Origin of the sequence: Pseudomonas sp. BN606 (assembly GCF_029873115.1) — a bacterium.
In the GTDB taxonomy this organism is placed as follows: Bacteria; Pseudomonadota; Gammaproteobacteria; order Pseudomonadales; family Pseudomonadaceae; genus Metapseudomonas.
The window spans coordinates 129481-152812 of sequence record NZ_SSOF01000085.1; the positions used below are offsets into that span (position 1 = coordinate 129481).

Here is a 23332-nt window from a genome sequence, read left to right on the forward strand (position 1 = left end):
GGCAGAGGCTTGCCGGCCGCGCGAACCGGGTGTCGGACAATTCCGCTTGGCGGGGAATCAGGGCGAACGGACGGTGTGGCAGAATTCTGCTCTTCATTGTCGAGGACGCCTCCATGCCCAGCGTGGTGCTGGATATTTCCCTGACTGCGGACGAATTCGTCGCAGTCTATCAAGGTCGGGCCAACCGTGTGTTGCTACGTAGTCGCGATGGCCGGAAGGTCAGCCTGCCTGCCCATCATCTGCGCCCACATCTGGGGCACGCCGGGGTTCGTGGCACCTTCGAGCTTGAATTTTCGGCAGATGGCAAGCTCATGAGCCTGCGTCGCCTCGCCTGAAGGGGGCGGCGCAGCTATAATCGCCGGCCCATATCGCCGATCGATGCCCGACCGACCATGTACAAACTGGCCCGCGAGCTGCTCTTTTCCCTGTCCCCGGAAACCTCCCACGAACTCTCCATCGACCTGATCGGAGCCGGTGGCCGACTCGGCCTCAACCGACTGCTGACCAAGGCACCGGCAAGCCTGCCAGTGAAGGTGATGGGGCTGGAGTTCCCCAACCCGGTTGGCCTGGCCGCCGGCCTGGACAAGAACGGTGACGCCATCGACGGCTTCGCCCAGCTTGGCTTCGGCTTCGTCGAGATCGGTACCGTGACGCCGCGCCCGCAGCCGGGCAATCCCAAACCGCGGTTATTCCGTCTGCCCCAGGCCGAAGCCATCATCAACCGCATGGGCTTCAACAACCTGGGCGTCGACCATCTGCTGGCGCGGGTGCATGCCTCCCGGTACGACGGCGTACTGGGCATCAATATCGGCAAGAACTTCGACACCCCGGTAGAGCGGGCGGTGGACGACTACCTGATCTGCCTGGACAAGGTTTACGACCACGCGAGTTATGTGACGGTCAACGTCAGCTCGCCGAACACCCCCGGCCTGCGCAGCCTGCAGTTCGGTGACTCGCTGAAGCAATTGCTGGAGGCCTTGCGCAACCGCCAGGAGGCCCTGGCTGCCCAGTACGGCAAACACGTGCCGCTGGCCATCAAGATCGCCCCGGACATGAGCGACGAGGAAACCGCAATGGTGGCCAAGGCGCTGTTGGAGTCCGGCATGGATGCAGTGATCGCCACCAACACCACCCTCGGCCGCGAAGGCGTCGAAGGGCTGCCGTTCGGCGACGAGGCGGGTGGCCTGTCCGGTGCTCCTGTGCGTGACAAGAGTACCCAGACGGTGAAAGTGCTGGCCGGTGAACTGGGCGGTCGCCTGCCGATCATTGCTGTCGGCGGTATCACCGAGGGGCGTCATGCGGCGGAGAAAATCGCTGCCGGTGCAAGCCTGGTACAGATTTACTCGGGCTTCATCTACAAGGGGCCGGCACTGATTCGCGAGGCGGTGGATGCCATCGCTGGTCTGCCAAGGAACTGAGCACAAATAAAAAGGGCTCCCGCTTGGGAGCCCCTGGGCTTGCGCCCGCCGCCCGGATGGGGCGTGCTTGGTGAAGTCGGTGTGATCCTGTGTCAGCCGACGGCGTGGAGTTCGTTCAGTCGATGAATGCCGGCTGCGCCGGTGAGGCCATCCCAGTTATCGCCACGGCCTTCGCGCCAACCATTGATCCAGGCTTGCCGTGTGGTGGGATGGGTGAAAGGACAAAGATCGCGGGATTTGCCGTTGATGCCGTGCTGATAGCCGCGCAAAAATGCTCGTTCCATCGGATCACGCTTAAGTCTTCTCATAGGGTGTAGCCCTCATTTGTTGACTGTTATGTCCATTGGTTCCAATGGCGGAACCGCGGCAGAAAATGCTCTGCCTTCGACGACGCGTTGCCGGCGTGACGCGCCTTCATCCCGCCGCCATTGCGGCGGCGGGTTAAGCTGAGTTCTAACCAATGCCCTCTGGCCTGTGAATGATCGTTTTGTCATAAGCACGTAACTTGAAGGTGGCAATGGCCATAAGCTGACGGAAACGTTTTTTGCCACTTTTCGGTCTAAGCCCCGTGGCTTCGGGGCTGGCCAGAGCAGTGATGTCGTAGTGCCATTTGGTTTGGCGCGCGAGTCAGACAATTTTTCATTCCGACGAAGGGCCGTTCCGCGACCTTTGGTCACACATTTTCTTACCGCACAGATCAGGTTCTGTGCCGCTGATGGCCTGCAAAGGCCCTGGATTCCACAATGTCGGATCGCTACGAACTTTTTCTCACCTGCCCGAAGAGCCTGGAAGGCCTGCTGGTCGAAGAGGCTACACAACTCGGCTTGCAGGAGGTACGCGAGCAGGTTGCTGCAGTGCGCGGCAAGGCTGACCTGGAAACCGCCTACCGCCTGTGCCTCTGGTCGCGCTTGGCCAACCGAGTGCTGCTGGTGCTCAAGCGCTTCCCGGTACAGAACGCTGAAGATCTCTATCACGGCGTGCTGGCGGTGGACTGGCACGATCATCTGATGCCCAGCGGTAGCCTGGCGGTGGAGTTCAGTGGCCACGGTTCGGGCATCGACAACACGCATTTCGGTGCGCTCAAGGTCAAGGACGCGGTGGTGGACAAGCTGCGCAATGCCGATGGAGTGCGCCCTTCCGTGGACAAGGTGAACCCCGACCTGCGCATCCACCTGCGCCTGGAGAAGGGCGAGGCGATCCTGTCCGTCGACCTGGCCGGCCATAGCCTGCACCAGCGTGGCTATCGCCTGCAGCAGGGGGCCGCACCGCTCAAGGAAAACCTGGCGGCTGCCATTCTGATCCGCTCAGGCTGGCCAAGGATCGCTGCTGAAGGTGGGGCGCTGGCCGACCCCATGTGTGGTGTTGGCACCTTCCTGGTCGAGGCGGCGATGATGGCGGCCGATATTGCGCCCAACCTCAAGCGCGAGCGCTGGGGGTTCACCAACTGGTTGGGCCATGTCCCGGCGCTGTGGAAGAAGCTTCACGAAGAGGCGCGTGACCGCGCAGACGCCGGCCTGGCCAAACCGCCGCTGTGGATTCGTGGGTACGAGGCGGACCCCCGCCTGATCCAGCCTGGGCGCAACAACATCGAACGCGCCGGCCTCAGCAACTGGGTGAAGATTTATCAAGGCGAACTGGCCACCTTCGAGCCGCGCCCGGACCAGAACCAGAAGGGCCTGGTCGTCAGCAATCCGCCCTACGGCGAGCGTCTTGGCGACGAAGCCAGCCTGCTCTATCTCTATCAGAACCTCGGTGAGCGCCTGCGCCAGTCGTGCCTGGGGTGGGAAGCGGCGGTATTTACCGGTGCGCCGGAGCTGGGCAAGCGCATGGGCATCCGTAGCCACAAGCAGTACGCGTTCTGGAACGGCGCCCTGGCGTGCAAGCTCCTGCTGCTCAAGGTGTTGCCGGAACAGTTCGTGACCGGTGATCGTCGGGCGGCCGCGGAGGGCGAGCGTACCTCCGTGCGCGCGGAGCCCGCGCGCCTCTCCGAAGGCGGCCAGATGTTCGCCAATCGATTGCAGAAGAACCTCAAGCAACTGGGCAAGTGGGCGCGCAAGGAGGGTATCCAGTGTTATCGCCTGTATGACGCGGATATGCCCGAGTATGCCCTGGCGGTCGACCTCTATGGTGATTGGGTGCACGTGCAGGAGTACGCACCGCCTCGTTCCATCGACCCTGAGAAGGCTCAGGCGCGCCTGCTCGATGCGCTGGCGGCGATTCCCCAAGCGCTGGACGTGGACCCCTCCCGCGTGGTGGTCAAGCGGCGCGAGCGCCAGAGTGGAACCCGCCAGTACGAGCGCCAGGGCAGCGAAGGGCGCTTCATGGAGGTGAGTGAAGGTGGCGTGAAGCTACTTGTGAACCTCACCGACTACCTGGACACCGGCCTGTTCCTCGACCATCGCCCGATGCGCATGCGCATCCAGCGCGAGGCCGACGGTAAACGTTTCCTCAACCTCTTCTGCTACACCGCCACGGCAAGCGTTCATGCGGCCAAGGGTGGCGCGCGTAGCACCACCAGCGTGGACTTGTCGAAGACCTACCTCGACTGGGCGCGGCGCAACCTGTCGTTGAATGGTTTCTCCGACAAGCACCGGTTGCAGCAGGGCGACGTGATGGCCTGGCTGGCAGAAGATCGCGGGGAGTACGACATGATCTTCATTGACCCGCCGACCTTCTCCAACTCCAAGCGCATGGAAGGGGTGTTCGACGTTCAACGTGACCATGTCCAGTTGCTGGACCTGGCCATGGCGCGGCTGGCGCCAGGTGGCGTTCTGTATTTCTCCAATAACTTCCGCAAGTTCCAACTGGATGAGGGCCTTGTGTCCCGCTACGCGGTCAGCGAGATCAGCGCCGAAACCCTGGACCCGGATTTCGCCCGCAATGCAAAGATCCACCGCGCCTGGCGCCTGACCACCCGTTGATTCAGCTCGGGTCGCCAGGGACTGAGTTCCGGGATCGGACTTTCACCTTGAGTGGCCCTCGCGGCGCGGCAGTACCTGTCGGGTCAAGGGGGCCTATACCGATCCGGCATGGTGCATGACGGCCCGGTAAATCCCGTTGGACCTGGCTCGGGTGCAACGGGAAATTTCTTTACCGCCGTGCCGCTCCCACTACAATGCCCTCCTGGCAGTCCTCCGAAACGCTCTCCTTCGTTGCTTCCAGCCAGCTCCGGCTGTCCGGCGTTTGTCGTGGGCGGTCGACCTGCCCCCGCTTGCGCCTAGGCAAAGTGCCACTACCTAGCTATGTTCATCCTCACAGGGACGGTATTTCCACACCCAGATTCGAGAAGTGAGCATGCAGTCGCTTGCGACGGAAAAACTGAACCTGTCGGCTTTGCTGTCCGGCCGCCCCCTGGTGTGGCTGGTTTGCCTGCTGGCCGTATTCGGCGGTGCTGCGCTCACCCTCCTGCTCAGTCAGGCAGTGCGCAGCGCCGAAGAGGAACAGCTGCGAGAGCGCTTCAGCCTCGCTGCCACCGAGCGAATCAGCCGCATTCAAGAGCGTCTGGACGGTCAACTCAAGGAGTTGGATGCTGTCCAGCGTTTCTTCGGCAATTCCGATGAAGTCACCCTCAGCGAATTCCAGGGCTTCGTCGGTCCGCTGTTGGGCGACACGCTTGCCTACTCCTGGGTACCTCGAATTGCCGGGGGCGAGCGCGAGAGCTTCGAATCCAAGGGGCGGGCGGAAGGTATGACCGGTTTCGCCATACGTGACCTGAAGGGCGACGGCCTCGTACCCAGCCCGACACGCGACGAATACTTCCCGGTTTATTACAGCGTGACGTCGCGCATCGACCAGGTGCCGCTGGGGATGGACCTGAATTCCAGTCCACAGCGACGAGCCGCCATCGCCAAGGCGCGTAAGACGCACAGCGTGACCGTCACTGAGCGGTTGCGGGTGATGGGTGTCGTGGAGCGCGAAGCCAGCGGCGTGGTCATGCTGGCGCCGGTGTATGACGGCAATCTGCCAAAGGACTCCGGCCTGCGCGGCTTCGTGGCATCGGTGGTCAGCCTCAACCTGGAGATGGAAGCGGCTATCGCGCCGGACAACCTGGCGAACCTGGCGATGCGGGTGAGCGACGTTAGTGAGGATGGCCGTGAACAGCTGATCTACCAGAGCGCCGAGGTGCCCGAGAGCGACTTGTACCTGCGCCGCGTGGTGCCGTTTGGCGACCGCCGGTATCTGTTGGAAGTGGTGCCGAGTGCTGCCTTCCTGGCCGGGCCGCCGCTCTCTACCGCCAAGCTGGTAGCGATCAGCGGCCTGGCGTTCACCCTGCTGCTGGCGGGCTATCTCCTGCTGATGGTCAACCAGCGGCAGAACGCCCTGGCCCTTGTGGCACAGCGCACGATGGAGCTACGCGACCGGGAGATCGAGCTGCAGCTAAGCGAAGAACGCTGGAGCTTCGCCCTGGATGGCGCCGGGCACGGAGTCTGGGATTGGGAGCCGCAGAGTGGGCGAATATTTCTCTCTCGCGGCTGGAAGAGCATGCTCGGTTATGCCGAGGAGGATGTAGGCGACAGCCTGGAGGCGCGAGCTCGCCTGATCCACCCCCAGGACCAGCCTCAGGCGCGGGCAGAGCTGGAACGGCACCTGCGAGGTGCCAGCACCGTCTACCAGAGCCAACATCGCATGCTGCACAAGGACGGTCGCTGGCTCTGGATACTGGATCGGGGCAAGGTGGTCGATCGGGACGCCGCCGGCATGCCCCTGCGGATGATCGGCACCCAGACCGACATCAGTTCCAGCAAGGCGGTGGAACTCCAGCTGGCCATGGCTCACGGGCAGTTGCGCAGCCTGCTCAATGCCGCGACGCAGGTGGCCATCATCAGTACCGACATGCGCGGTTCCATCCTCCAGTTCAACGTCGGCGCCGAGCGCATGTTCGGTTATCGCGCGCTGGAGATGATTGGCCGGCATCCGGTGGTGCTGCATGTCGAAAGCGAAGTGGAAGCGCGCTGCCGCGAGCTGGGACGACAACTCGGCAAGCCGGTTCCCGACTACCAGGCCTATGTGGAAGAGGTGACTGCTGGCGACCGCTACGACGAGCACGAGTGGACATTCCAGCGCCGCGATGGCAGCCGGCTGACTTGTAGCCTGATCCTGACCGGCGTACGTGACGAACGCGATGTGCTGGTGGGCTACCTCGGCGTGGCAATCGATGTGACCGAACGCAAGCATGTACAGCAGGCGCTGGAGGCGCGCGATCGTCTGCTGGAGAAACTCAGCGCACGCGTACCCGGTGTGCTCTATCAGTTCCGCATGGAGCCGGGCGAGCATTTCAGCTTTCCCTACACCAGCGCTGGAATCCTCGAAGTCTTCGAAGTCGAATCGGAAAGGGTACGGGACGATGCGATGTGGCTGTTGGAGCGCATTCATCCTGATGACCTTGAACGGGTCCAGGGTTCGATCCGGCGTTCAGCGGCAGCCCTCGCACCATGGCGCGAAGACTTCCGGGTGTTGTTGCCGCGCAAGGGCCTGCGTTGGCTGCGGGGGGAATCGGTACCCGAGCGTGGCGAGGATGGTGTTTTCCTGTGGCACGGCTACATCACCGACATCACTGGCCTCAAGCTGGTGGAGCAGGAGTTGCGCGCGCTCTCGGTCACCGACGCCCTGACGGGTGTCTATAACCGGCGTTACTTCCAGGAGCGGCTGGACCTGGAAATCGCCAGGGCCGAACGCCGCGAAGGTCCGCTGGCGCTTGTGATGCTCGATGTCGACCACTTCAAGCAGATCAACGATTGCCATGGGCACGAGGCCGGTGACCGGGTACTCAAGACCCTGTGCATGCGGGTTGGCGAGCGTCTGCGACGCATCGACGTGCTCTGCCGGCTGGGTGGCGAGGAGTTCGTCGTGCTCTGCCCGGATACGAATGTCGACCAGGCCTTCCAGGTGGCCCAGGCACTGTGGCAGGCGCTGTCACGGGAGAACGTAGCGGGCGTGGGGCCGGTAACGGCCAGTTTCGGGTGCGCCGGCTGGCGTGAAGGGGAGACTGCGGATGACTTGCTGCGGCGGGTTGATGCTGCGGTGTACGCGGCCAAGGAGGCAGGGCGCAATCGGATCCAGATAGCCGACTGACGAGTTGGCCGCCCGAGTGGGCGGCCATTCGGAGTTCAGTTGGCGCCAGCGACGCTCTTGGGCTGGCGATAGAGGTCCACCAGCACCTGATCGAGGATCGCCGAGGCGCCCCACGGGCGCGCATCGTTGAGGATGGCGACCACTGCCCAGGTATGGCCGTTGCTGTCTCGGCTGAAGCCGGCGATTGCACGCACGGTGTTCAGCGTGCCCGTCTTGATATGAGCTTCACCTTCCAGGGCCGTGCGGCGCAGGCGCTTGCGCATGGTGCCGTCCATCGCTACCAGCGGCAGCGACGAGATGAACTCGGCGGCATAGGGGCTCTGCCAGGCGGCCTGGAGGATAGTGGCCATTTCGCGCGCACTGACCCGCTCATGGCGGGACAGGCCGGAGCCGTTCTCCATTACCAGGTGGGGGGCGGTGATGCCCTTTTTCGCCAGCCAGTTGCGGACCACCCGCTGCGCGGCCTTGGCATCGTCGCCATCGGCGTCGGTGCGATAGCGCGCGCCGATGCTGAGGAACAGCTGCTGGGCCATGGTGTTGTTGCTGTACTTGTTGATGTCACGAATGATCTCAACGAGGTCCGGAGAGAAGGAGCGTGCCAGCAGCTTGGCGTCCTTGGGAACGTCGCCTTGGCGATCCTTGCCGTTGATGCTGCCGCCCAGCTCCTTCCAGAACGCACGTACGGCGCCTGCCGCGTAGCCCGGATGGTCGAGCAGGGACATGTACGTCTGCGCGCTGCAGCCTTCCGGCAGCTTGCCGCTGGCGATCAGGGTGGTGCCATCGAACTGGGTCACCGGGTTGTAACGCACATCGGGCCAGGAGGGGCACTTGGCGGCCTTGGTCACCTGCAGTTTGTTCTCGATGCGGATGCTCTCGATCGGAGGCTCCATGGCCAGGTTGACCTTGCCGCCCTCGGCGCGGGCGATCAGGCGCACCGCCTTGAGGTTGACCAGCAGCGAGTCGGGGCCGACCAGGAAGGGCTTGTTGTCGTCACCGCCATCATCATTGAAGGCGGGTAGCTGCGGGTGGATGAAGTAGCCGCGATCCAGCACCAGGTCGCCGGTGACCTGGCGCACGCCGTTGGCGCGCAAGTCGCGCATCATCAGCCAGAGCTTTTCCATGTTCAGCTTGGGATCGCCGCCACCCTTGAGGTAGAGGTTGCCGTTCAGCACGCCATCCTTCAGCGTTCCGTCGGTGAAGAATTCGGTCTTCCACTGATAGGTGGGGCCGAGCAGCTCCAGGGCGGCATAGGTGGTAATCAGCTTCATGGTGGAGGCCGGATTCACCGACACATCGGCGTTGACCAGAGTCTGCGCGCCCGGGCCGGTAAGCGGCAGGGTCACCAGGGACAGCGAGTTGGAGGAGATCTTGTTGGCGGTCAGCGCTTTCTGCACCTTGGCAGGCAGGCTGGTGTTCACCTGTGCGGCGGAGGCAGGTAGCGCACAGGGCAGGATCAGGGCAGCAAATGCAAGGGTACGAATGGATTTGAACATTAAAGATTGCCCTCCTGGCGAGGGCGGGTAACAAAAATGGATGACATGGCAACTGTTCCCATGAGGGGGCGGGAAATCGGCGCATTATGCCGTAACCCTGTCCCGACTGTGCGAGTTCGCTACTCATTTCGTCAGCCAGTGCAATCACATACGCGCAGCGGGCGGGCAAGTTGCGACGGAAGCTGCTAGAGTGCCGCCCGTCATTTATGCCGAGGAACTGCCTTATGGCCACCAATCGCTCCCGCCGCCTGCGCAAGAAGCTTTGCGTCGATGAATTCCAGGTTTTGCTAATTAGCAAAAAATAATCAGGATTTTGTCAAAAACGTCTCACCCCTTCCGCCCAGAATCCCTGCTGCTCCCCTCGCAATTATCCGCCCGCCTTTCGCCGCTGACGCCCCCGGGGTATGTCACGGAAGTCCAGTCTCAGCCATTCCCTCGTGAACGCCTGACGCGCGCTTTTCAAACGCAAGGCAAACCCCACGTGTGGGTCGCCAGTCATTCTTTGATCGAGTCTGTCCCAGGCTTCATTTCAGCAGTTCGCTACTTACGTTCGCGGTCTCCTGTGGGCTGACGTGCGCCCCAAGGCAGACATATTGCGTAGCCGCTCACTGAGTAACACGAGGGGCTGATACAAACGAAAAGGCCACCCTTTCGGATGGCCTAATGCTCGCAGATGCTCTGGTTTCAAACAGCCGGATTAATCGGCTTCTCTGGGTACCAGGCGTCCTGCAATGGGCTGACCTCAATCTTGGTCAGTTCGCTACGGCCTTTCAGCCAGGCTTCAACAGCCGCGCGTTGCTCCTCACTCACCGAGCCACGCTTAGCCAGGCAGACCAAGCCGAACTCTTCGCCGCCTACGTAGTCCAGGCCGTTAGCGGCCATGGCATCGTCCAGGAAGGCGTTCAGGAAGGCATCGATGGCTTCATCCGAAAGGTCTTGCTTGAAATCCAGATTGAGCTCAAACCCCAATTCCTGAAACTCGTCAACACAGAGCTTCTTGCGCAGACGGCGGGAACGGTTAGTAGCCATGAAAAAATCCTCTAGGTAAATTTGGCGCGCAGTCTATCAGCTAAGGAGTTGGAATGCCTGGGAGATGCGTCTCGAGGGCCTGTCCTAGGATCAGTAGGCCGCAACATAACTGGCGAATTGACTCTGCGTGGGCTGGGTGTAGTGTGCGCTTGCAGGATCCCGGACTAACGTGCCCGATCGGACATAGCGCTTACCTGACCCCGACTCTGTTCACGAGGCCACGGCCCGTCTCAGGGTGGGTGCATTGTCCGTCGAGGCTAAAAGTCTCCTTGCCTGTCAAAAGCGTGACTCTTAGTGACTGTCATGTCCGTTGCGAAAGCCATCTCAGCGCGAATTAAGTTCATGCGGAAGGGTAAACCCTTTTCCCGCACGGTTTTCGCGCAGCTTGGCTCTCGCGCATCGGTTGACAAGGCACTCTCCAGGCTGGTGCAGTCAGGCCGGCTAGAACGCGTTGTTCGCGGCGTCTACATGCGTCCGAAGTTCAACCAGTACGTCGGCAAGAACGTCCGCCCCAGCCCAACTACCGTGATGCGCGTCATCGCGAAGTCGAACGGTGAAACGATCCAGATTCACGGTGCTGAGGCAGTCCGTAGGCTCGGTCTCAGCACCCAGATGCAGATGCTGCCGACGTTCTACACCAGTGGCTCGACTCGAGAACTCAAAATTGGCAATGCGGTCGTTCGCCTTCAGCATGTCTCCAGGGACCGCTTGCAGCATGCTGGAACGAACGTGGGACTGGCGCTTACCGCTCTCCACTATGTCGGGAAGGAGGGGCTGTCCACCCAGGTGGCTTCGACAGTCGTCAACGCGCTGAGCAGTGAAGAACTGTCGAAACTCCGAGCGTGCATTATGCCGGAATGGATGCGGATGGCATTAAGCCTTGCGACTCAGAAAGTCGAGTAGGTTTTTTCAGTCTCACAGCACTATGTCTGCTGGTGAGATGCGAAGTCGGGGGGCGTGGTCGCTAAGCCGCAGACAGGGGCTACTTGTCCGACCTGCGCCCGCTGCAGCCCGCTGCGCTAGGAGAAGTTCAAGGAGAGCCGGGTAGGGCAGCGACTTGCTAGCGGTCTAACTCAGTAGCCTGCAGAACCTGGCGGGCTTGGGTTTCCTCAGAACCGGGCTTCTCCGTAACCCCGAGATACTCATCATCGACCGCCCGTTGGAAAACGGAATGTTTTCTGCCGGCGAGTAGGGCCCGGATGCGAGGTCTTATCTCCGCAGAACTGGCGATTGGATCTAATGCGTTCTGGTTAATGTGCATTGACATTTGCCCTACTCGATCACCTGACGCCCACATGGAAACGTTTGTGTTCTGTGAAGGCCTATCTTGACTGGATCGCGGTTTCGGGATTGCGCCAAGGCCCGGAGTTTCGTGCGGTGGGCCGTTGGGGCAACCTGGCAGAGCACGGACTGCATCTCGTGCATCCTCCGTCGCGCGATGGTGCACAGTGGCTTGGAGGGAGAGCGCTTCAGCCGTCATTCATTGCGCCGTGGCTTTGCCACCTGAGCCAGTCGTAACCAGTGGAGCGCCAAGGCTCTGATGAGTTACGTCGGCTGGCGCTATGCCAAGGCTGCCTTGCGCTATGTTGAGTCGGAGAGGCCGCTTGGCGAGCTGCGCCGCTCGTAGTGACCGGACCTGGCCCCCATGCACGGCCTCACCAGCGCATCGGCATAGGAGGCAGGGAGCTTAGGCTTGGCTAACTGGGACCGGGCCTCTGCATGGCTCGGTGAGGAGCGTCTACCATGACTGAGATTTTTGCTGTGCGGTATGCCGAGACGCTGGTACGCGCCACGCAGATCTTCGGCAGTCGAGAGAAGGCTGAGCGCTGGATGGTGACGCCGGCGCAGGGGCTCGAGCGGCGTCGTCCGATCGACATGCTCGCGAGTGCAGAGGATCTGGAAGTGCTCGAGACTTTTCTCGGGCGCATCGAGTATGGGGTCTATCACTGACCCTATGTTTTAGGGCCGCCGTTAACGACCGGGCGTGACTGCCAGCCAGCCCCTTCGCTAACCGACTTCGAGGGTTTCGGCATGCGTGAACGATCTGTCCCGTTGTCACCGAGGGCATTAACTCGCCAGGACATCGATCGCGCTCTGCTTGATGCGGTGATTGCGCTGGTACGGGAGGCGGGGTGCCTGATCGCTGCTGAGCTGGTTCGACCCGGTGGTCCGAGAGGCGCTGGGGACAAGGCCGAAGTTGATGGCGAGGTCGAGGTCATGTTGCGCCAGGGACTGACGAAGCTGCTCCCCTGCGATTTTGTCGGTGAGGAAACCGGTGTGCAGCTGACGGGGCATCACTACTGCTGGGTTGTGGATCCCAATGATGGCACCCGCGACTTCCTGCAAGGGCATCTGGGCTCGGCGATTTCCGTAGGATTGCTGCGAGAGTGTGTACCGGTGCTGGGAGTCGTCTATGCGCCGATGACGGAACGCGGGGCGGACTGTATTGCTTGGGCTGAGGGGATGCCACACTTGCTCCGTAATGGCGCGTTGATCGTGCCGAATGTCGCGAAAGGCGGACTGGCGGAAGGTGCCCAAGTCTTCGTCAGCCTCACCGCGCGTGCCCGGCCCATCGAGAATGCCGAGCTGTGTGCGCCCGCCACCTACCATCCGATGCCAAGCATTGCCTATCGGCTTGCCCGGGTGGCGGTGGGGGATGGGATCGCTGCAGTCTCCTTGTACGCGGTGTCGCCCCACGATGTGGTGGCGGGTCACGCGTTGCTGCGGGCAGGTGGCGGTGGCCTCTGGAACGAACGGGGACAGGCCTTGGGTTACGCGACAGCGGCGACATTCAATCAGCCAGTTGGGTATTGCTTCGGCGGTGGGGAAATAGCCTGTCAGGAATTGGTGAGGCGCCCGTGGCAGGTTGTTCTCGCAAACAGAGCATAGGTGTGTGGCGAGCCTAGAAGAGGGCCGTCTCCCTAGACTATGTAAAAACCACTGCTGAGTTCTGCTGCGGGTGCGGAGCACCGTCAGGGGAGCACGTCATCCCACCGAGCAACGCTCCTGCAGGAGTATCGTGTGCCAGATAAACGAAAGCGTACATGTACCTTGGTAGGAGGTTCTCGATGAAGATCGCCGCTCTGGAACAGGCCGAATCGGTCAGTGATGTCCTGTGCGACGTTTGTGGCGATAGCACGCGTCTTGAAGGGGCTGGATTGCAATTTGGCACGCTTCGCGCCAGTTGGGGCTGTGGCTCGGCCCATGAAGGCGAACGCTATGAAGTCCATCTGTGCGAAACCTGTTTTTTTAGGACGCTTTCAGGTCTCAGACGTGACCGCATGGTGAACTTCATGTTCAGTGAGGAGGATCAAGACCTCAGCAATTTTGGGCGCGTTGCTCGTGATGATCTGTTCAATGGCGGCAGCAACTCGGCCAGCTGATCTCCCTGTTGGGACAGCATCCCAAGTCTAGCCGGCATTTCCCCTAGAATTGCTAGATCAACACCAGCGGGGGCGGCGTATGAAACGCTTTATCCAGGGAGAGCATCGATGCCAAAGCACTGGGCGTTTAGCTGGCCCGACTGCCTGAAAACTTGCTACGGCAGCAGCTTGCTCACGTCATCAGTGGCATTGGCTGAAGGCCGGACATTGCCGACCTTAAGCTGGGTGGTCTCACTGGACCCAAGATTTTACTGCTGCGGCACCATATTCGGCCTTCCAAGCGTTCAGCACTTTGTTGTTGCCGCCTTTCGTCTCGACGACTTCATTGGTGTGCGGATTCTTGTAAACCTTGACGGTGCGCTCGCGCCGCTGGCCTTTTTGAGCAAGCAGCGGAGTGCGCGTGCGACCTGGATCAAGGATATTCATTACGGCCTTTAGCCCAAGGCCATATTCATCCAGCAGCGCTTTGAGTTTGGATTCAAACTCAATTTCGCGCTTGAGCTCCGTATCGTTCCTCAGGCTGTCCAGCGCAGCGAGTTGTTCTGCCAGCTGTGCTTCCAGGCGTTTAAATTCAGCCAGTTTGCTCATTGCGTTCTCCTTAGCGTGATGCAATTACACACCGCAGTTGACCGATTGGTCTGTCCCGGTCTTAGTGAATGGACCATTAAGCTTTTCCTCTGCATAGCGTTCTTCTCCGCCCCCTCTCGCATTTTTGACGGCGAGGGCATCCGGCCTCGGTGCATACATCCTTCGAAGTTTCCGGTGCATACATCCTTCGAAGTTTTCTTAGGCCTGTTCTTTGCGAAACTCCCGAATGATTCGCAGGAATTCGCCAAGCGTCGGAGAGTCGTCTTCCTGCCGATAGATGCATCCCAGGTCGAACCGGGCATTTTCCGGCAGGCCACTCAGAGGTCTGTAGGTCAGACCTGGCAGTTTGAGCACCTCCGTAGACTCCGATACAAGACTCGCCCCTAGGCCTCGGGCAGCCAAGGCAACCGCGGTTATGGTGTCACCCACCTCCTGAGCAATCTGTGGTTCGAAGCCTGCTTGGTGGCAGAGGCTAAGTACCTTATCCAGGAAGCTGGGGCGACTTCCCGTGGGGAAGAGGATCAACGGATGCTCGGCGAGGCTCCGGAAAGGCACCGTGGTTTCTCGAGCCAGAGGGTGACCTTCATTGATTGCGAGCAGGAGTGATTCAGATGAGACGGTCTCGCAGGAAAGATCTGGCAATGGCGATAGCATCCGACTGAAGCCAATGCTGATCCGCTTCTGGCGCAATGCTTCGACCTGCTCATGCTTACTCATGCTGTGCAGTACCAGCTTGACGTCTGGGTTGCTTTCGCGAAAGCGCTCCAGCAGCCGTGGGATGGTATCCAGGATTCCCGAACCGAAAATGCCTATATCTAAACGACCGAGCTTGCCTTGACCGGCACGTTGAGTCCGTTCGGTCGCTTGCTCGACCAGCGCGCGAATGTTGCGTGCCTCTTCCAATAGGAGTTCCCCGGCAGGAGTCAATTCCATACCTCTAGGGGTGCGATTGAACAGCTGCACGCCGATTTCTGCTTCGAGTTGCTGGATCTGTCTGGTCAGCGGTGGCTGGGAAATGTGCAGTCGAGCTGCCGCACGGCCAATGTTCTGCTCCTCGGCCACGGCGATGAAGTAACGGAGATGTCGGAAATCCATGGGCGCTCCCGCTGATGATGGGCCTTTGCGCTATCTCGATACCTTTTAGGTAATGCTCGGCCGTTTTTATAGTATTGGACGGATTGGCATGCGGCCAATAGTTTTGAGTCAAAGGCTGCAGGAGGACGCTCTGGTAGCCGCTGGATCTACATAGTAAGCACATTGAACGAAGGACATTAGTCTGTGATCAGTGTTGCCAAGTGTCGATAGGATGAACCTGCACAGTATACGAAAGTGGTGTCTCAGTTAAGTTAATCGCTGTTTTTGAGTCGTAAATTTGTGAGGTGGGCTGGGATAGGTCCGTAGGTCTGTTGAAGTAGATCAACCTCCTCGTGAAATTTTCCCTAATTAATTTTTATTGGGATGCGGGTAGGTTGTCGTTCAAGAATATTTGGTCAGTTCTAGGTTTTTGTGCGGTCTCAGCGGTTCCGTCTTGCTAGTGCCAAATTTCTGTTTCTCCTAAGTTGTAATAAATGATTTGGTCAATCTGTTCTCGGATGCCTGGCGGGAGGGGATGACTTTATTCAAAAAAAGATGTTGGTGCTGATCTCTTTTGCCGGCGTGAAGAAGAGGGCGCTCTGGTTGAAGCTGAAAGTGTCGCAAAAAGCTGAGGTTATGGCCTGAAGGCCGCTCAGCTACCCATGATTCAAAATAAAAACAATGAGGGTTGAAATGAAGAGCAATAAAGCAGTTCGGCCATTCAAGGTCGCGGTTCTTGCTGCCGCAATTGGCGCAGTTTTTCCCGGATCGAGTGCTCTGGCAATGGAGATCGATACTGGGGATTCGGACTGGAAAGTGCGCTGGGACAATACGCTGAAGTACAGTGTTGCCTACCGCCTGCAGAGTCAGGATTCCGAACTGACTGAATCGCCAACCCTTGGCGGTCTTTACCCGGATGTCCAAAGCCAAGGTGATCGTAACTTTGACCGCGGCTTGGTCTCAAATCGTCTAGATGTGCTTTCCGAACTGGATATCAGTCATAACAACATTGGTGCTCGCGTTAGCGGTGCAGCCTGGTATGACGATATCTACAACAAGAACACTGACAGCGATACCCAACGTCATTTCCTTGATGACACCGAAGAGCTGCACGGTCGAGACGCCGAGTTGCTTGATGCTTTCGTGTACATGCGCTCTGCTGTTGGTGATGGGCAGGCCACGGTCCGTCTCGGTCAACACAGTCTCATCTATGGTGAGAGTTTGTTCTTCGGGGGCAATGGTATAGCCAACGCGCAAGGCCCAATCGACGTGGTCAAGCTTCTGAGCGTACCGGGCACCCAGTTCAAGGAAATTCTGCGACCGGTCAATCAAATCTCCGGCCAGTATCAGATCAATCCCCAGCTATCCATCGGCGCCTACTACCAGTTTGAGTGGGAGCGCTCGACGATTCCGGGTGCCGGGAGCTACCTGAGTTTCTTCGACCTCTTGGGTCATGGTGCAGGCACTGTTCAGTCGCTGACTGGGCCTACTCGGAATGGTGGCGATATACACGCTAAGGACTCGGGGCAGGGTGGATTCCAGATCCGGTTCAGTCCAGAAGGTTCGGACGTCGAGTACGGCTTCTATGCCGCCCAATATCACGACAAGACGCCGAGCAACATCTACGCCAATCTGGCTGCCGTTATCCCGACTCCGGTAGGTCCGGCCCCTTTCTTTGACTCCTATAACCAGGTCTTCGCTGAGAACATCAAGACTGCTGGGGTAAGCGCTTCTACCTCCGTGGGGTCGTTCAACTTCGCAGGTGAAGCTTCTATCCGCTGGGACGCGCCACTGGTTAGTGGGCTACAGGCAGTGACGCCGGGAGTGACTGCGGATAACGACGAGAATGGCCTGTTCGCACGCGGTAAAACTGCTCACATCAACCTCTCGACCATCTACTCGCTCGATCCGTCCTCTTTGTGGGACGGCGGCACCTTGCTTGCAGAGCTGGCTTGGAACCGCACTCTCAGCGTGACGGAGAACCGCGCGGCTCTTGATCCCAACAGTAGTCGGGACGCTACAGCGTTTCGCGTCCTCTTCGAGCCTGCTTACTTCCAGTTCTTTGATGGCCTGGATTTGAGCGTGCCGATGGGCCTGGGCATTGGTCTGGATGGCCAGTCCTCGGCTGTTAGCCAGGCCGGTTTCGGCACTCGCCACGGCGGGGACTGGAGCATCGGCCTGAAAGCCAACTACATGCAGTCCATTGAGTTCGGTGTGAACTACGTGAACTTCTTTGGCAAGAAAGATCCGCTATTCGATGAAAACGCTGTGTTCACCTACGGCCAGAGTTTGGCCGACCGTGACTTTATCTCTGCCTACGTGAAAAAGACCTTCTGAGGCCGATCATGAACAACAAGATCCTGAAGATTTCTCTCTTGGCCTGCGCGCTTTTCAGCGCACAGATGACCCAGGCGGCTATATCAGCGGATGAGGCTGGCAAACTGAAAACGACGCTGACTCCGCTTGGTGCGGAGCGTGCAGGCAATGCCGACAACAGCATCCCAGCATGGGATGGTGGTTACACAAAAGCTCCAGCCGACTACAAGCAAGGCGACAAACGCACGGACCCCTTTGCCTCCGAAAAACCGGTGCTGAGCATCACGGCCGCGAATGCGGACCAGTATGCGGATCAACTGGCCGAGGGCACCAAAGTCATGCTGAAGAAATATCCAGACTACCGTCTGGATATCTATCCGAGCCATCGCACCGTTGCGGCCCCGCAATGGGTGTATGACAACACCTTCAGCAACGCAACCCGTGCTCAAGTTGATGAGAAGACCGAGAACGTAACTGGCGCTTTCGGTGGTATTCCTTTCCCCATTCCGAAGAACGGTGCCGAGGTCATGTGGAACCACCGACTGTCTTGGAATGGTGGTGACTCATTCAATAGCTACATCAGCAGTTGGCTTATGACAGCCGGTGGCAAGAAGGTATTGGCCACCACTACTCCTTATTATTTCCAATATCCCTACTATTTCCAGGAAAGCAGTCTGGAAAAGTTCGATGGAAACTATTATCAGGGCAAGATCATTACTGAGCGGCCGTCCTCGAAGAACGGCGAAGGTTTGATGATCTTCTACAACACCAATCAAGACGCACGTGCCAGTTGGCAGTATCTGGTCGGTCAGCGTCGCGTGCGCCGACTGCCTAACGTGGCCTACGATACGCCAAACTTCGTAGTGTCTGGCGTCAGCTTCTTCGACGAAGCGTTCATGATGTTCGGCCCGTCCAATAAACATGACCTGAAGATCGTCGGCAAGAAAGAGATGTTCGTGCCCTATAACTCTAATAAGTCTCAGTTGGTTTCGAGTGACGAGTTGATGAGCCCGAACTTCCTCAATCCTGATCATGTGCGTTGGGAGAAACACCGCATGTGGGTGGTTGAGGCGACGCTTAAAGCTGGCCAGCGCCACGTGGTTCCACGTCGCACTTACTACATTGATGAGGACTCCTGGCAAATCATCCTGGTCGACGGTTATGACGCGCAGGGTAAACTCATCCGCCAGCAATGGTCTCTTCCTTACTTGGCTCCGGATCTCCCCGCATTGACCACTCAGTTTGCGTGGGGGCTCTACAACATCGAAACCGGCGCCTACGTTTATGGCATGTCGTCCAACGACTCCAAGTTCCATTACAAACGCACGGATCGACTCCCGCCATCCGCTTTCACTCCGGATGCAATGGCCAGCGAAAGCTCTCGTTGATTCTCGCTAATGGGGCCGGGGCGACATACGTCGCTCCAGGCCTGCTTATGAATGTTTTTTGCTGTTGGAGTGAATATGGCTAACCGGATTCTCTCGTCCATGCAGTTCAGGCTGAGGATTCTCATGGTCGCCACAGTAGTGATGCAGGCCGCCATGCAGACCATGCCTGTTGTCGCTGCTGAACCCCTGCGTGTGCTCAAGGAATCGTCAACCATCAGTGCCAAAGCACAGAGATCGGTTCTGCTTTCAATTACTCATGCTGGTAATCGATTGGTAGCGGTAGGTGAGCGCGGAATCATCCTGCTCTCCGACGACGCCGGGCAGAACTGGCGACAAGCTTCATCGCCGGTGAGCGTAACTTTGACCGCAGTCCAGTTTGTCAACGCGGATCAAGGATGGGCCGTCGGGCATCTTGGCATTGTGTTGCACAGTGCGGACGGCGGAGAAACCTGGACCCGGCAACTGGACGGCATTCGTGCTGCCGAGTTGATGATGGAACAGGCCAAGCAGAGTGGTAACGGCCAGGCGATCAAGAATGCCGAGTGGCTGGTCGCTGACGGCCCTGACAAACCTTTCTTGGACCTGGCGTTCATCGACCAATCCACCGGCTTTATCACCGGCGCCTATGGGTTGATCTTCATGACCCGTGATGGTGGGAAGACCTGGCTGCCATGGGCGCAGCACCTCTCCAACGACTCAAGCCTGCACCTCAATGGCATTACAGCCAACGGGAAGAACATCTTCATTGTCGGAGAACGCGGGCTTTTGCTGCGCTCTTTAGACGGAGGGGAAACATTCGCGACGATGGAATCTCCCTATGAGGGGAGTTTCTTCGGAGCCCTGTCAACCGGCGCCGGCGATGTCCTGATCTACGGACTGCGTGGCAACGCCTACCTCTCCCGTAACAACGGGGAAAGTTGGCAGAAGGTGAGTATTAAAACTGACGCAGCTATCTCCTCGGCCGCGCAGAGGCGCGACGGCAGCTTGCTGCTTGCCAGCCAGGCGGGCGAGGTGTTCACCAATAGGGGAGGGGGCGCCAGTTTTGAAACGCTGCCGTGGCGCGGCGCAGGTTCTGTTTCTGACATTACCGAAACGCCGGCGGGCGAACTGTCAGCCGTGGGATTGCATGGTTTGGAGCGGGCCCCGCTCGACCAAGGGGCCGCCGCCGAGTGAGGCGGCATCGTCTCCGCCATACACGGTCATTCACTTCGTCAGATTAGGGGCATCCCGTGACCATTGATATCGCTGCACAAAATAAAGACATAGTGGCGTCCCTTGAGGACTTTGACACCAAGTCAGGCGGCCTCGTTGAGCGAGCCATTTTCAATCATCGACTGCTGGTGATCCTGCTGTGCGCGCTGGCAACTGCTCTCTTGGCGTACCAGGCATTGGGTATCCGGCTGAATGCCAGCTTCGAAAAGGCCATTCCGACCAACCATCCCTATGTGGTCAATTTCCTGGAGAACCGCAAGGACCTGAGTGGGATTGGCAACTCTATTCGAGTCGCGATCTCCACAAAGAAAGACAGCATCTTCGACAAGACCTATCTCGATACGTTGGCCAAGATCAACGACGAAATCTATCTGCTGCCGGGCGTCGAGAAGCCCTACATGAAGTCGCTGTGGACGCCTAGCACTCGTTGGCTGGCGGTGACCGAAGACGGGCTTGACGGCGATACTGTTATTCCTGCGACTTACGATGGTTCGCCCGAGAGTCTGGAACAGATCCGTCAGAACGTAGCGCGGTCGGGGGAAATCGGTCAGTTGGTGGCTGGCAACTTCAAGTCCAGCGTGATCTATGTACCGCTCTTGGACATCAATCCGGAAACCGGAAAGCCCCTTGATTACGGCCAGTTCTCTCGGCAGCTAGAGGAGATCCGCGCAAAATATCAGACCGACGATATCCAGATTCACATCACCGGGTTCACCAAGATTCTTGGTGACCTGATCGAAGGTCTTACGCAGGTGATGATGTTCTTCGTCGTCGCTGTGGCCATCACCATCGTTATCCTTTACTGGTACACCCGCTGCGTGCGCAGCACGCTGATTGTCGTGTCGTGCTCATTGATTGCGGTGCTGTGGCAGTTGGGGCTGCTCACCATCCTAGGCTATGAACTGGATCCTTACTCGATTCTGGTGCCGTTCCTGGTGTTCGCCATTGGCATGAGCCATGGCGCGCAGAAAATGAATGGCATCATGCAGGATATTGGCCGCGGCCTACATCGCATCATCGCAGCGCGCTACACCTTCCGCCGGTTGTTTGCCGCGGGTCTTACCGCATTGCTTTGTGATGCCGTTGGATTTGCAGTGCTCATCGTCATCCAGATTCAGGTAATTCAGGATCTGGCCATTACCGCAAGCATCGGTGTCGCGGTCCTTATTTTCACCAACCTCATCCTGCTGCCAGTGCTGCTCAGCTACATCGGAGTGAGCAAGAAGGCTGCCGCACGCAGCCTTGCGGCCGAGAGCGAGGAACTGACTTCGAAGAGCAAGCATCCGGTCTGGGCTTTCCTGGATCTGTTCACTCGTCGGTCCTGGGCTACTCCAGTGTGCATACTGGGTTTCTGTTTGGCGGTATTCGGCTTCGTCGTCAGTCTCAATCTGAAAGTGGGGGACTTGGACCCGGGTGCACCGGAGCTTCGTTCCGATTCACGCTACAACCGTGATGCAGCGTTCATGACCCAAAATTATGCTGCCAGTACGGACATCTTTGTGGTGATGATCAAGACGGGCGAGGACCAATGCACTCATTACTCGACACTGTCCGCTGTCGATGCACTGGCCTGGAAACTGGAGCAGCTCCCGGGCGTTGAGTCCACCAACTCCATGGCATCGTTCAGCAAGATTGCCACCTCCGGCTACAACGAAGGCAGCTACAAATGGTACGAACTGATTCCCAATGACAGCGCTTTGGGGACGGTTCAGGGGCGTGCGTCTCGTGAGCTCTTCAACCAGGACTGCTCGCTGTTGTCGCTGTACGTCTACCTGACCGACCACAAGGCGGACACCTTGACTCGGGTCGTAGATGCCACTGAGTCCTTCATCGCTGAAAACGATCTCGGCAATGCGAAGTTCATGCTGGCGGCTGGGAGCGCGGGTATCGAGGCCGCAACCAATATCGTCGTGAAAAAGGCGATGCGAGAAATGCTCTTCTGGGTCTATGGGGCAGTGATCATTCTTTGCTGGGTGACCTTCCGCTCTTGGCGTGCGGTACTAACCGCGGTGCTGCCTTTGGTACTCACCTCGATTCTATGTGAGGCGCTTATGGTTGGCCTTGGCATGGGGGTGAAGGTTGCGACGCTTCCAGTGATCGCACTGGGCGTAGGGATCGGGATCGACTATGCCCTGTATGTACTGAGCGTAACCCTGACAAGGCTGCGTGCTGGGGACTCGCTTTCACTGGCCTATTACCGATCCCTGCTGTTCACCGGGAAGGTGGTGATGCTCACAGGTGTCACACTCGCGGCTGCAGTGGCAACTTGGGTCTTCTCGCCCATCAAGTTCCAGGCAGACATGGGCATATTGCTGGCTTTCATGTTCGTGGTGAACATGCTTGGAGCCTTGATTCTGTTGCCAGCCTTAGCTCATTTCCTACTCCCCAGGAAGCTCTTCGATAAAGCGCCTGACGAGGTCAGCAAGGCAAGGAGCTAAACGTTTCCCGCAGCGCGAGTGAGGTGGATGGACGCGCGCTGCGGGCTTTTCAAACCGCGTCATCCTCTCGTTCTGACGACACGTCGCCCACAATAAAAAACAAGAAAGGCCCGCCTGACATGGATCGCACCAATACTCTGCCCCCTCCAAAACGGGGTGGTATTCACCCTATGCGGATTTGCATTGCTGTTCTTCTGATTCTCATCGTGCCTGCCATTGCATGCGCGCAGGCGAATACGCAGGCCCTGTACCAAAAGGTCCGTTCGTCGTCACTGCTAATCGCCACCCATGCCCTGATCTACTACGGGGCCGAAAATCGTTTGAGCGATCCGCGTAGTCTTGATGCCTATCAGAAGAGCTACCAGGACCTACAACAATTGGTGGAGGCGTTGGGTTATCCGCAATCGCTGCAGCGCCCCGTCGCGGAGATGAGCGCGCTCCTTCCCCAACTGGAATCTGGAGCCACGGATCATTCGGTCAGCTATCCGGACCTTCTCATAGGCCTGATGGATGCAGATGCCGAGATGAAGAAAGCTGTTGCCAGTGCTTATGCAGACGCGAGCCCCGAGCTCTCCCAAGCTCGCTTGATGCTGCGGGAGTTGAGCGAGCGCATTGGCGATTTGTTGATCTCTAATCAGGCTCGCATCACGCGAGTGGTCGGTGAGTACTCGGTGGCCTATGAGGCTCAAGATGCCGAGGCCAAGGACCAGCGAATCAATGAACTGTTCGAGGCGCTGAAAGTGCAGCTGCCTGAGCATGCCAAGGTTCTGACTGACCAGCATCGTGTGTTCCGTTTCGCCCGTGGTCATCTGCTCGGTAACAACTACAAGGCGGTGTCCGGGAGCGCGGCGTTTTACCTAGGATCGGTCATCGCAAAGCTCGATGAGTTGGCCGGACAAACCGCTCCTTGAGTTGCCATAG

At 58.9% G+C, this 23332-nt stretch carries 18 protein-coding genes and 1 pseudogene; 14 read left to right on the forward strand and 5 right to left on the reverse strand.

Translation table 11 applies throughout. The features are described 5' to 3' along the window. Positions 1-113: 113 nt before the first annotated feature. The gene (locus tag E8E75_RS27735; protein WP_120651713.1) at positions 114-335 is read left to right on the forward strand and encodes a DUF2835 domain-containing protein; all 222 of its coding nucleotides are present in this window, start codon (positions 114-116) and stop codon (positions 333-335) included. A gap of 57 nt (positions 336-392) precedes the next feature. Next, complete coding sequence (locus E8E75_RS27740; protein ID WP_120651712.1) at positions 393-1418, forward strand: quinone-dependent dihydroorotate dehydrogenase; 1026 nt, start codon at positions 393-395, stop codon at positions 1416-1418. A gap of 92 nt (positions 1419-1510) precedes the next feature. On the opposite strand, the gene E8E75_RS27745 is transcribed toward E8E75_RS27740, so the two are convergent. Then, entirely contained in the window at positions 1511-1726 is a 216-nt protein-coding gene (locus E8E75_RS27745; protein WP_120651711.1) for a ribosome modulation factor, read from the reverse strand. Between the two features lie 435 nt (positions 1727-2161). Between E8E75_RS27745 and rlmKL the strand changes: the two genes are divergently transcribed. Both rlmKL and E8E75_RS27755 read left to right on the forward strand, forming a co-directional pair. Next, a complete protein-coding gene (gene rlmKL / locus E8E75_RS27750; RefSeq protein ID WP_120651710.1) occupies positions 2162-4339 on the forward strand; it encodes a bifunctional 23S rRNA (guanine(2069)-N(7))-methyltransferase RlmK/23S rRNA (guanine(2445)-N(2))-methyltransferase RlmL in 2178 nt (725 codons plus the stop codon). A gap of 373 nt (positions 4340-4712) precedes the next feature. Next, positions 4713-7490, forward strand: a complete 2778-nt coding sequence (locus E8E75_RS27755) for a diguanylate cyclase (protein ID WP_153921066.1) — start codon at positions 4713-4715, stop codon at positions 7488-7490. Between the two features lie 35 nt (positions 7491-7525). Here E8E75_RS27755 and dacB read toward each other — a convergent pair whose 3' ends face one another. Then, on the reverse strand, positions 7526-8983 hold the full coding sequence (gene dacB, locus E8E75_RS27760; protein ID WP_120651708.1) for a D-alanyl-D-alanine carboxypeptidase/D-alanyl-D-alanine-endopeptidase: 1458 nt from the start codon (positions 8981-8983) through the stop codon (positions 7526-7528). Positions 8984-9207: 224 nt separating this feature from the next. On the opposite strand from dacB, the pseudogene E8E75_RS27765 reads away from it, so the two are divergent. Further along, a pseudogene (locus E8E75_RS27765) lies at positions 9208-9270 on the forward strand (hypothetical protein); the annotation flags it as partial. 397 nt (positions 9271-9667) lie between these two features. Here the strand turns inward: E8E75_RS27765 and E8E75_RS27770 are convergent. Next, a complete protein-coding gene (locus tag E8E75_RS27770) occupies positions 9668-10012 on the reverse strand; it encodes a YggL family protein (protein WP_179057922.1) in 345 nt (114 codons plus the stop codon). A gap of 303 nt (positions 10013-10315) precedes the next feature. On the opposite strand from E8E75_RS27770, the gene E8E75_RS27775 reads away from it, so the two are divergent. From E8E75_RS27775 to E8E75_RS27790, 4 genes are all read left to right on the forward strand, one after another. Continuing rightward, complete coding sequence (locus E8E75_RS27775; RefSeq protein ID WP_179057923.1) at positions 10316-10915, forward strand: DUF6088 family protein; 600 nt, start codon at positions 10316-10318, stop codon at positions 10913-10915. 840 nt (positions 10916-11755) lie between these two features. Further along, the gene (locus tag E8E75_RS27780; protein ID WP_179057924.1) at positions 11756-11962 is read left to right on the forward strand and encodes an antitoxin Xre/MbcA/ParS toxin-binding domain-containing protein; all 207 of its coding nucleotides are present in this window, start codon (positions 11756-11758) and stop codon (positions 11960-11962) included. Positions 11963-12043: 81 nt separating this feature from the next. Continuing rightward, positions 12044-12901 carry an inositol monophosphatase family protein gene (locus E8E75_RS27785; RefSeq protein ID WP_179057925.1) on the forward strand — a complete coding sequence of 286 codons (858 nt, stop codon included), beginning with the start codon at positions 12044-12046 and terminating at the stop codon, positions 12899-12901. Between the two features lie 179 nt (positions 12902-13080). Continuing rightward, positions 13081-13395, forward strand: a complete 315-nt coding sequence (locus E8E75_RS27790) for a hypothetical protein (RefSeq protein ID WP_179057926.1) — start codon at positions 13081-13083, stop codon at positions 13393-13395. Positions 13396-13626: 231 nt separating this feature from the next. On the opposite strand, the gene E8E75_RS27795 is transcribed toward E8E75_RS27790, so the two are convergent. Both E8E75_RS27795 and E8E75_RS27800 read right to left on the reverse strand, forming a co-directional pair. Then, positions 13627-13983: a histone-like nucleoid-structuring protein, MvaT/MvaU family gene (locus E8E75_RS27795; protein WP_179057927.1), complete on the reverse strand. Its 357-nt coding sequence runs from the start codon at positions 13981-13983 to the stop codon at positions 13627-13629. A gap of 198 nt (positions 13984-14181) precedes the next feature. After that, positions 14182-15078: a LysR family transcriptional regulator gene (locus tag E8E75_RS27800; protein WP_179057928.1), complete on the reverse strand. Its 897-nt coding sequence runs from the start codon at positions 15076-15078 to the stop codon at positions 14182-14184. Between the two features lie 672 nt (positions 15079-15750). Between E8E75_RS27800 and E8E75_RS27805 the strand changes: the two genes are divergently transcribed. The 5 genes from E8E75_RS27805 (at position 15751) to E8E75_RS27825 (ending at position 23322) form a co-directional block, all read left to right on the forward strand. Beyond that, positions 15751-17394, forward strand: a complete 1644-nt coding sequence (locus E8E75_RS27805) for a DUF1302 domain-containing protein (RefSeq protein ID WP_348530032.1) — start codon at positions 15751-15753, stop codon at positions 17392-17394. Between the two features lie 8 nt (positions 17395-17402). Beyond that, a complete protein-coding gene (locus E8E75_RS27810) occupies positions 17403-18761 on the forward strand; it encodes a DUF1329 domain-containing protein (protein WP_179057929.1) in 1359 nt (452 codons plus the stop codon). A gap of 75 nt (positions 18762-18836) precedes the next feature. Then, entirely contained in the window at positions 18837-19934 is a 1098-nt protein-coding gene (locus tag E8E75_RS27815) for a YCF48-related protein (protein WP_256873270.1), read from the forward strand. A 56-nt stretch (positions 19935-19990) separates the two neighbouring features. After that, the gene (locus E8E75_RS27820; RefSeq protein ID WP_280359978.1) at positions 19991-22411 is read left to right on the forward strand and encodes an MMPL family transporter; all 2421 of its coding nucleotides are present in this window, start codon (positions 19991-19993) and stop codon (positions 22409-22411) included. Between the two features lie 119 nt (positions 22412-22530). After that, entirely contained in the window at positions 22531-23322 is a 792-nt protein-coding gene (locus E8E75_RS27825) for a hypothetical protein (RefSeq protein ID WP_179057930.1), read from the forward strand. Positions 23323-23332: the final 10 nt, after the last annotated feature.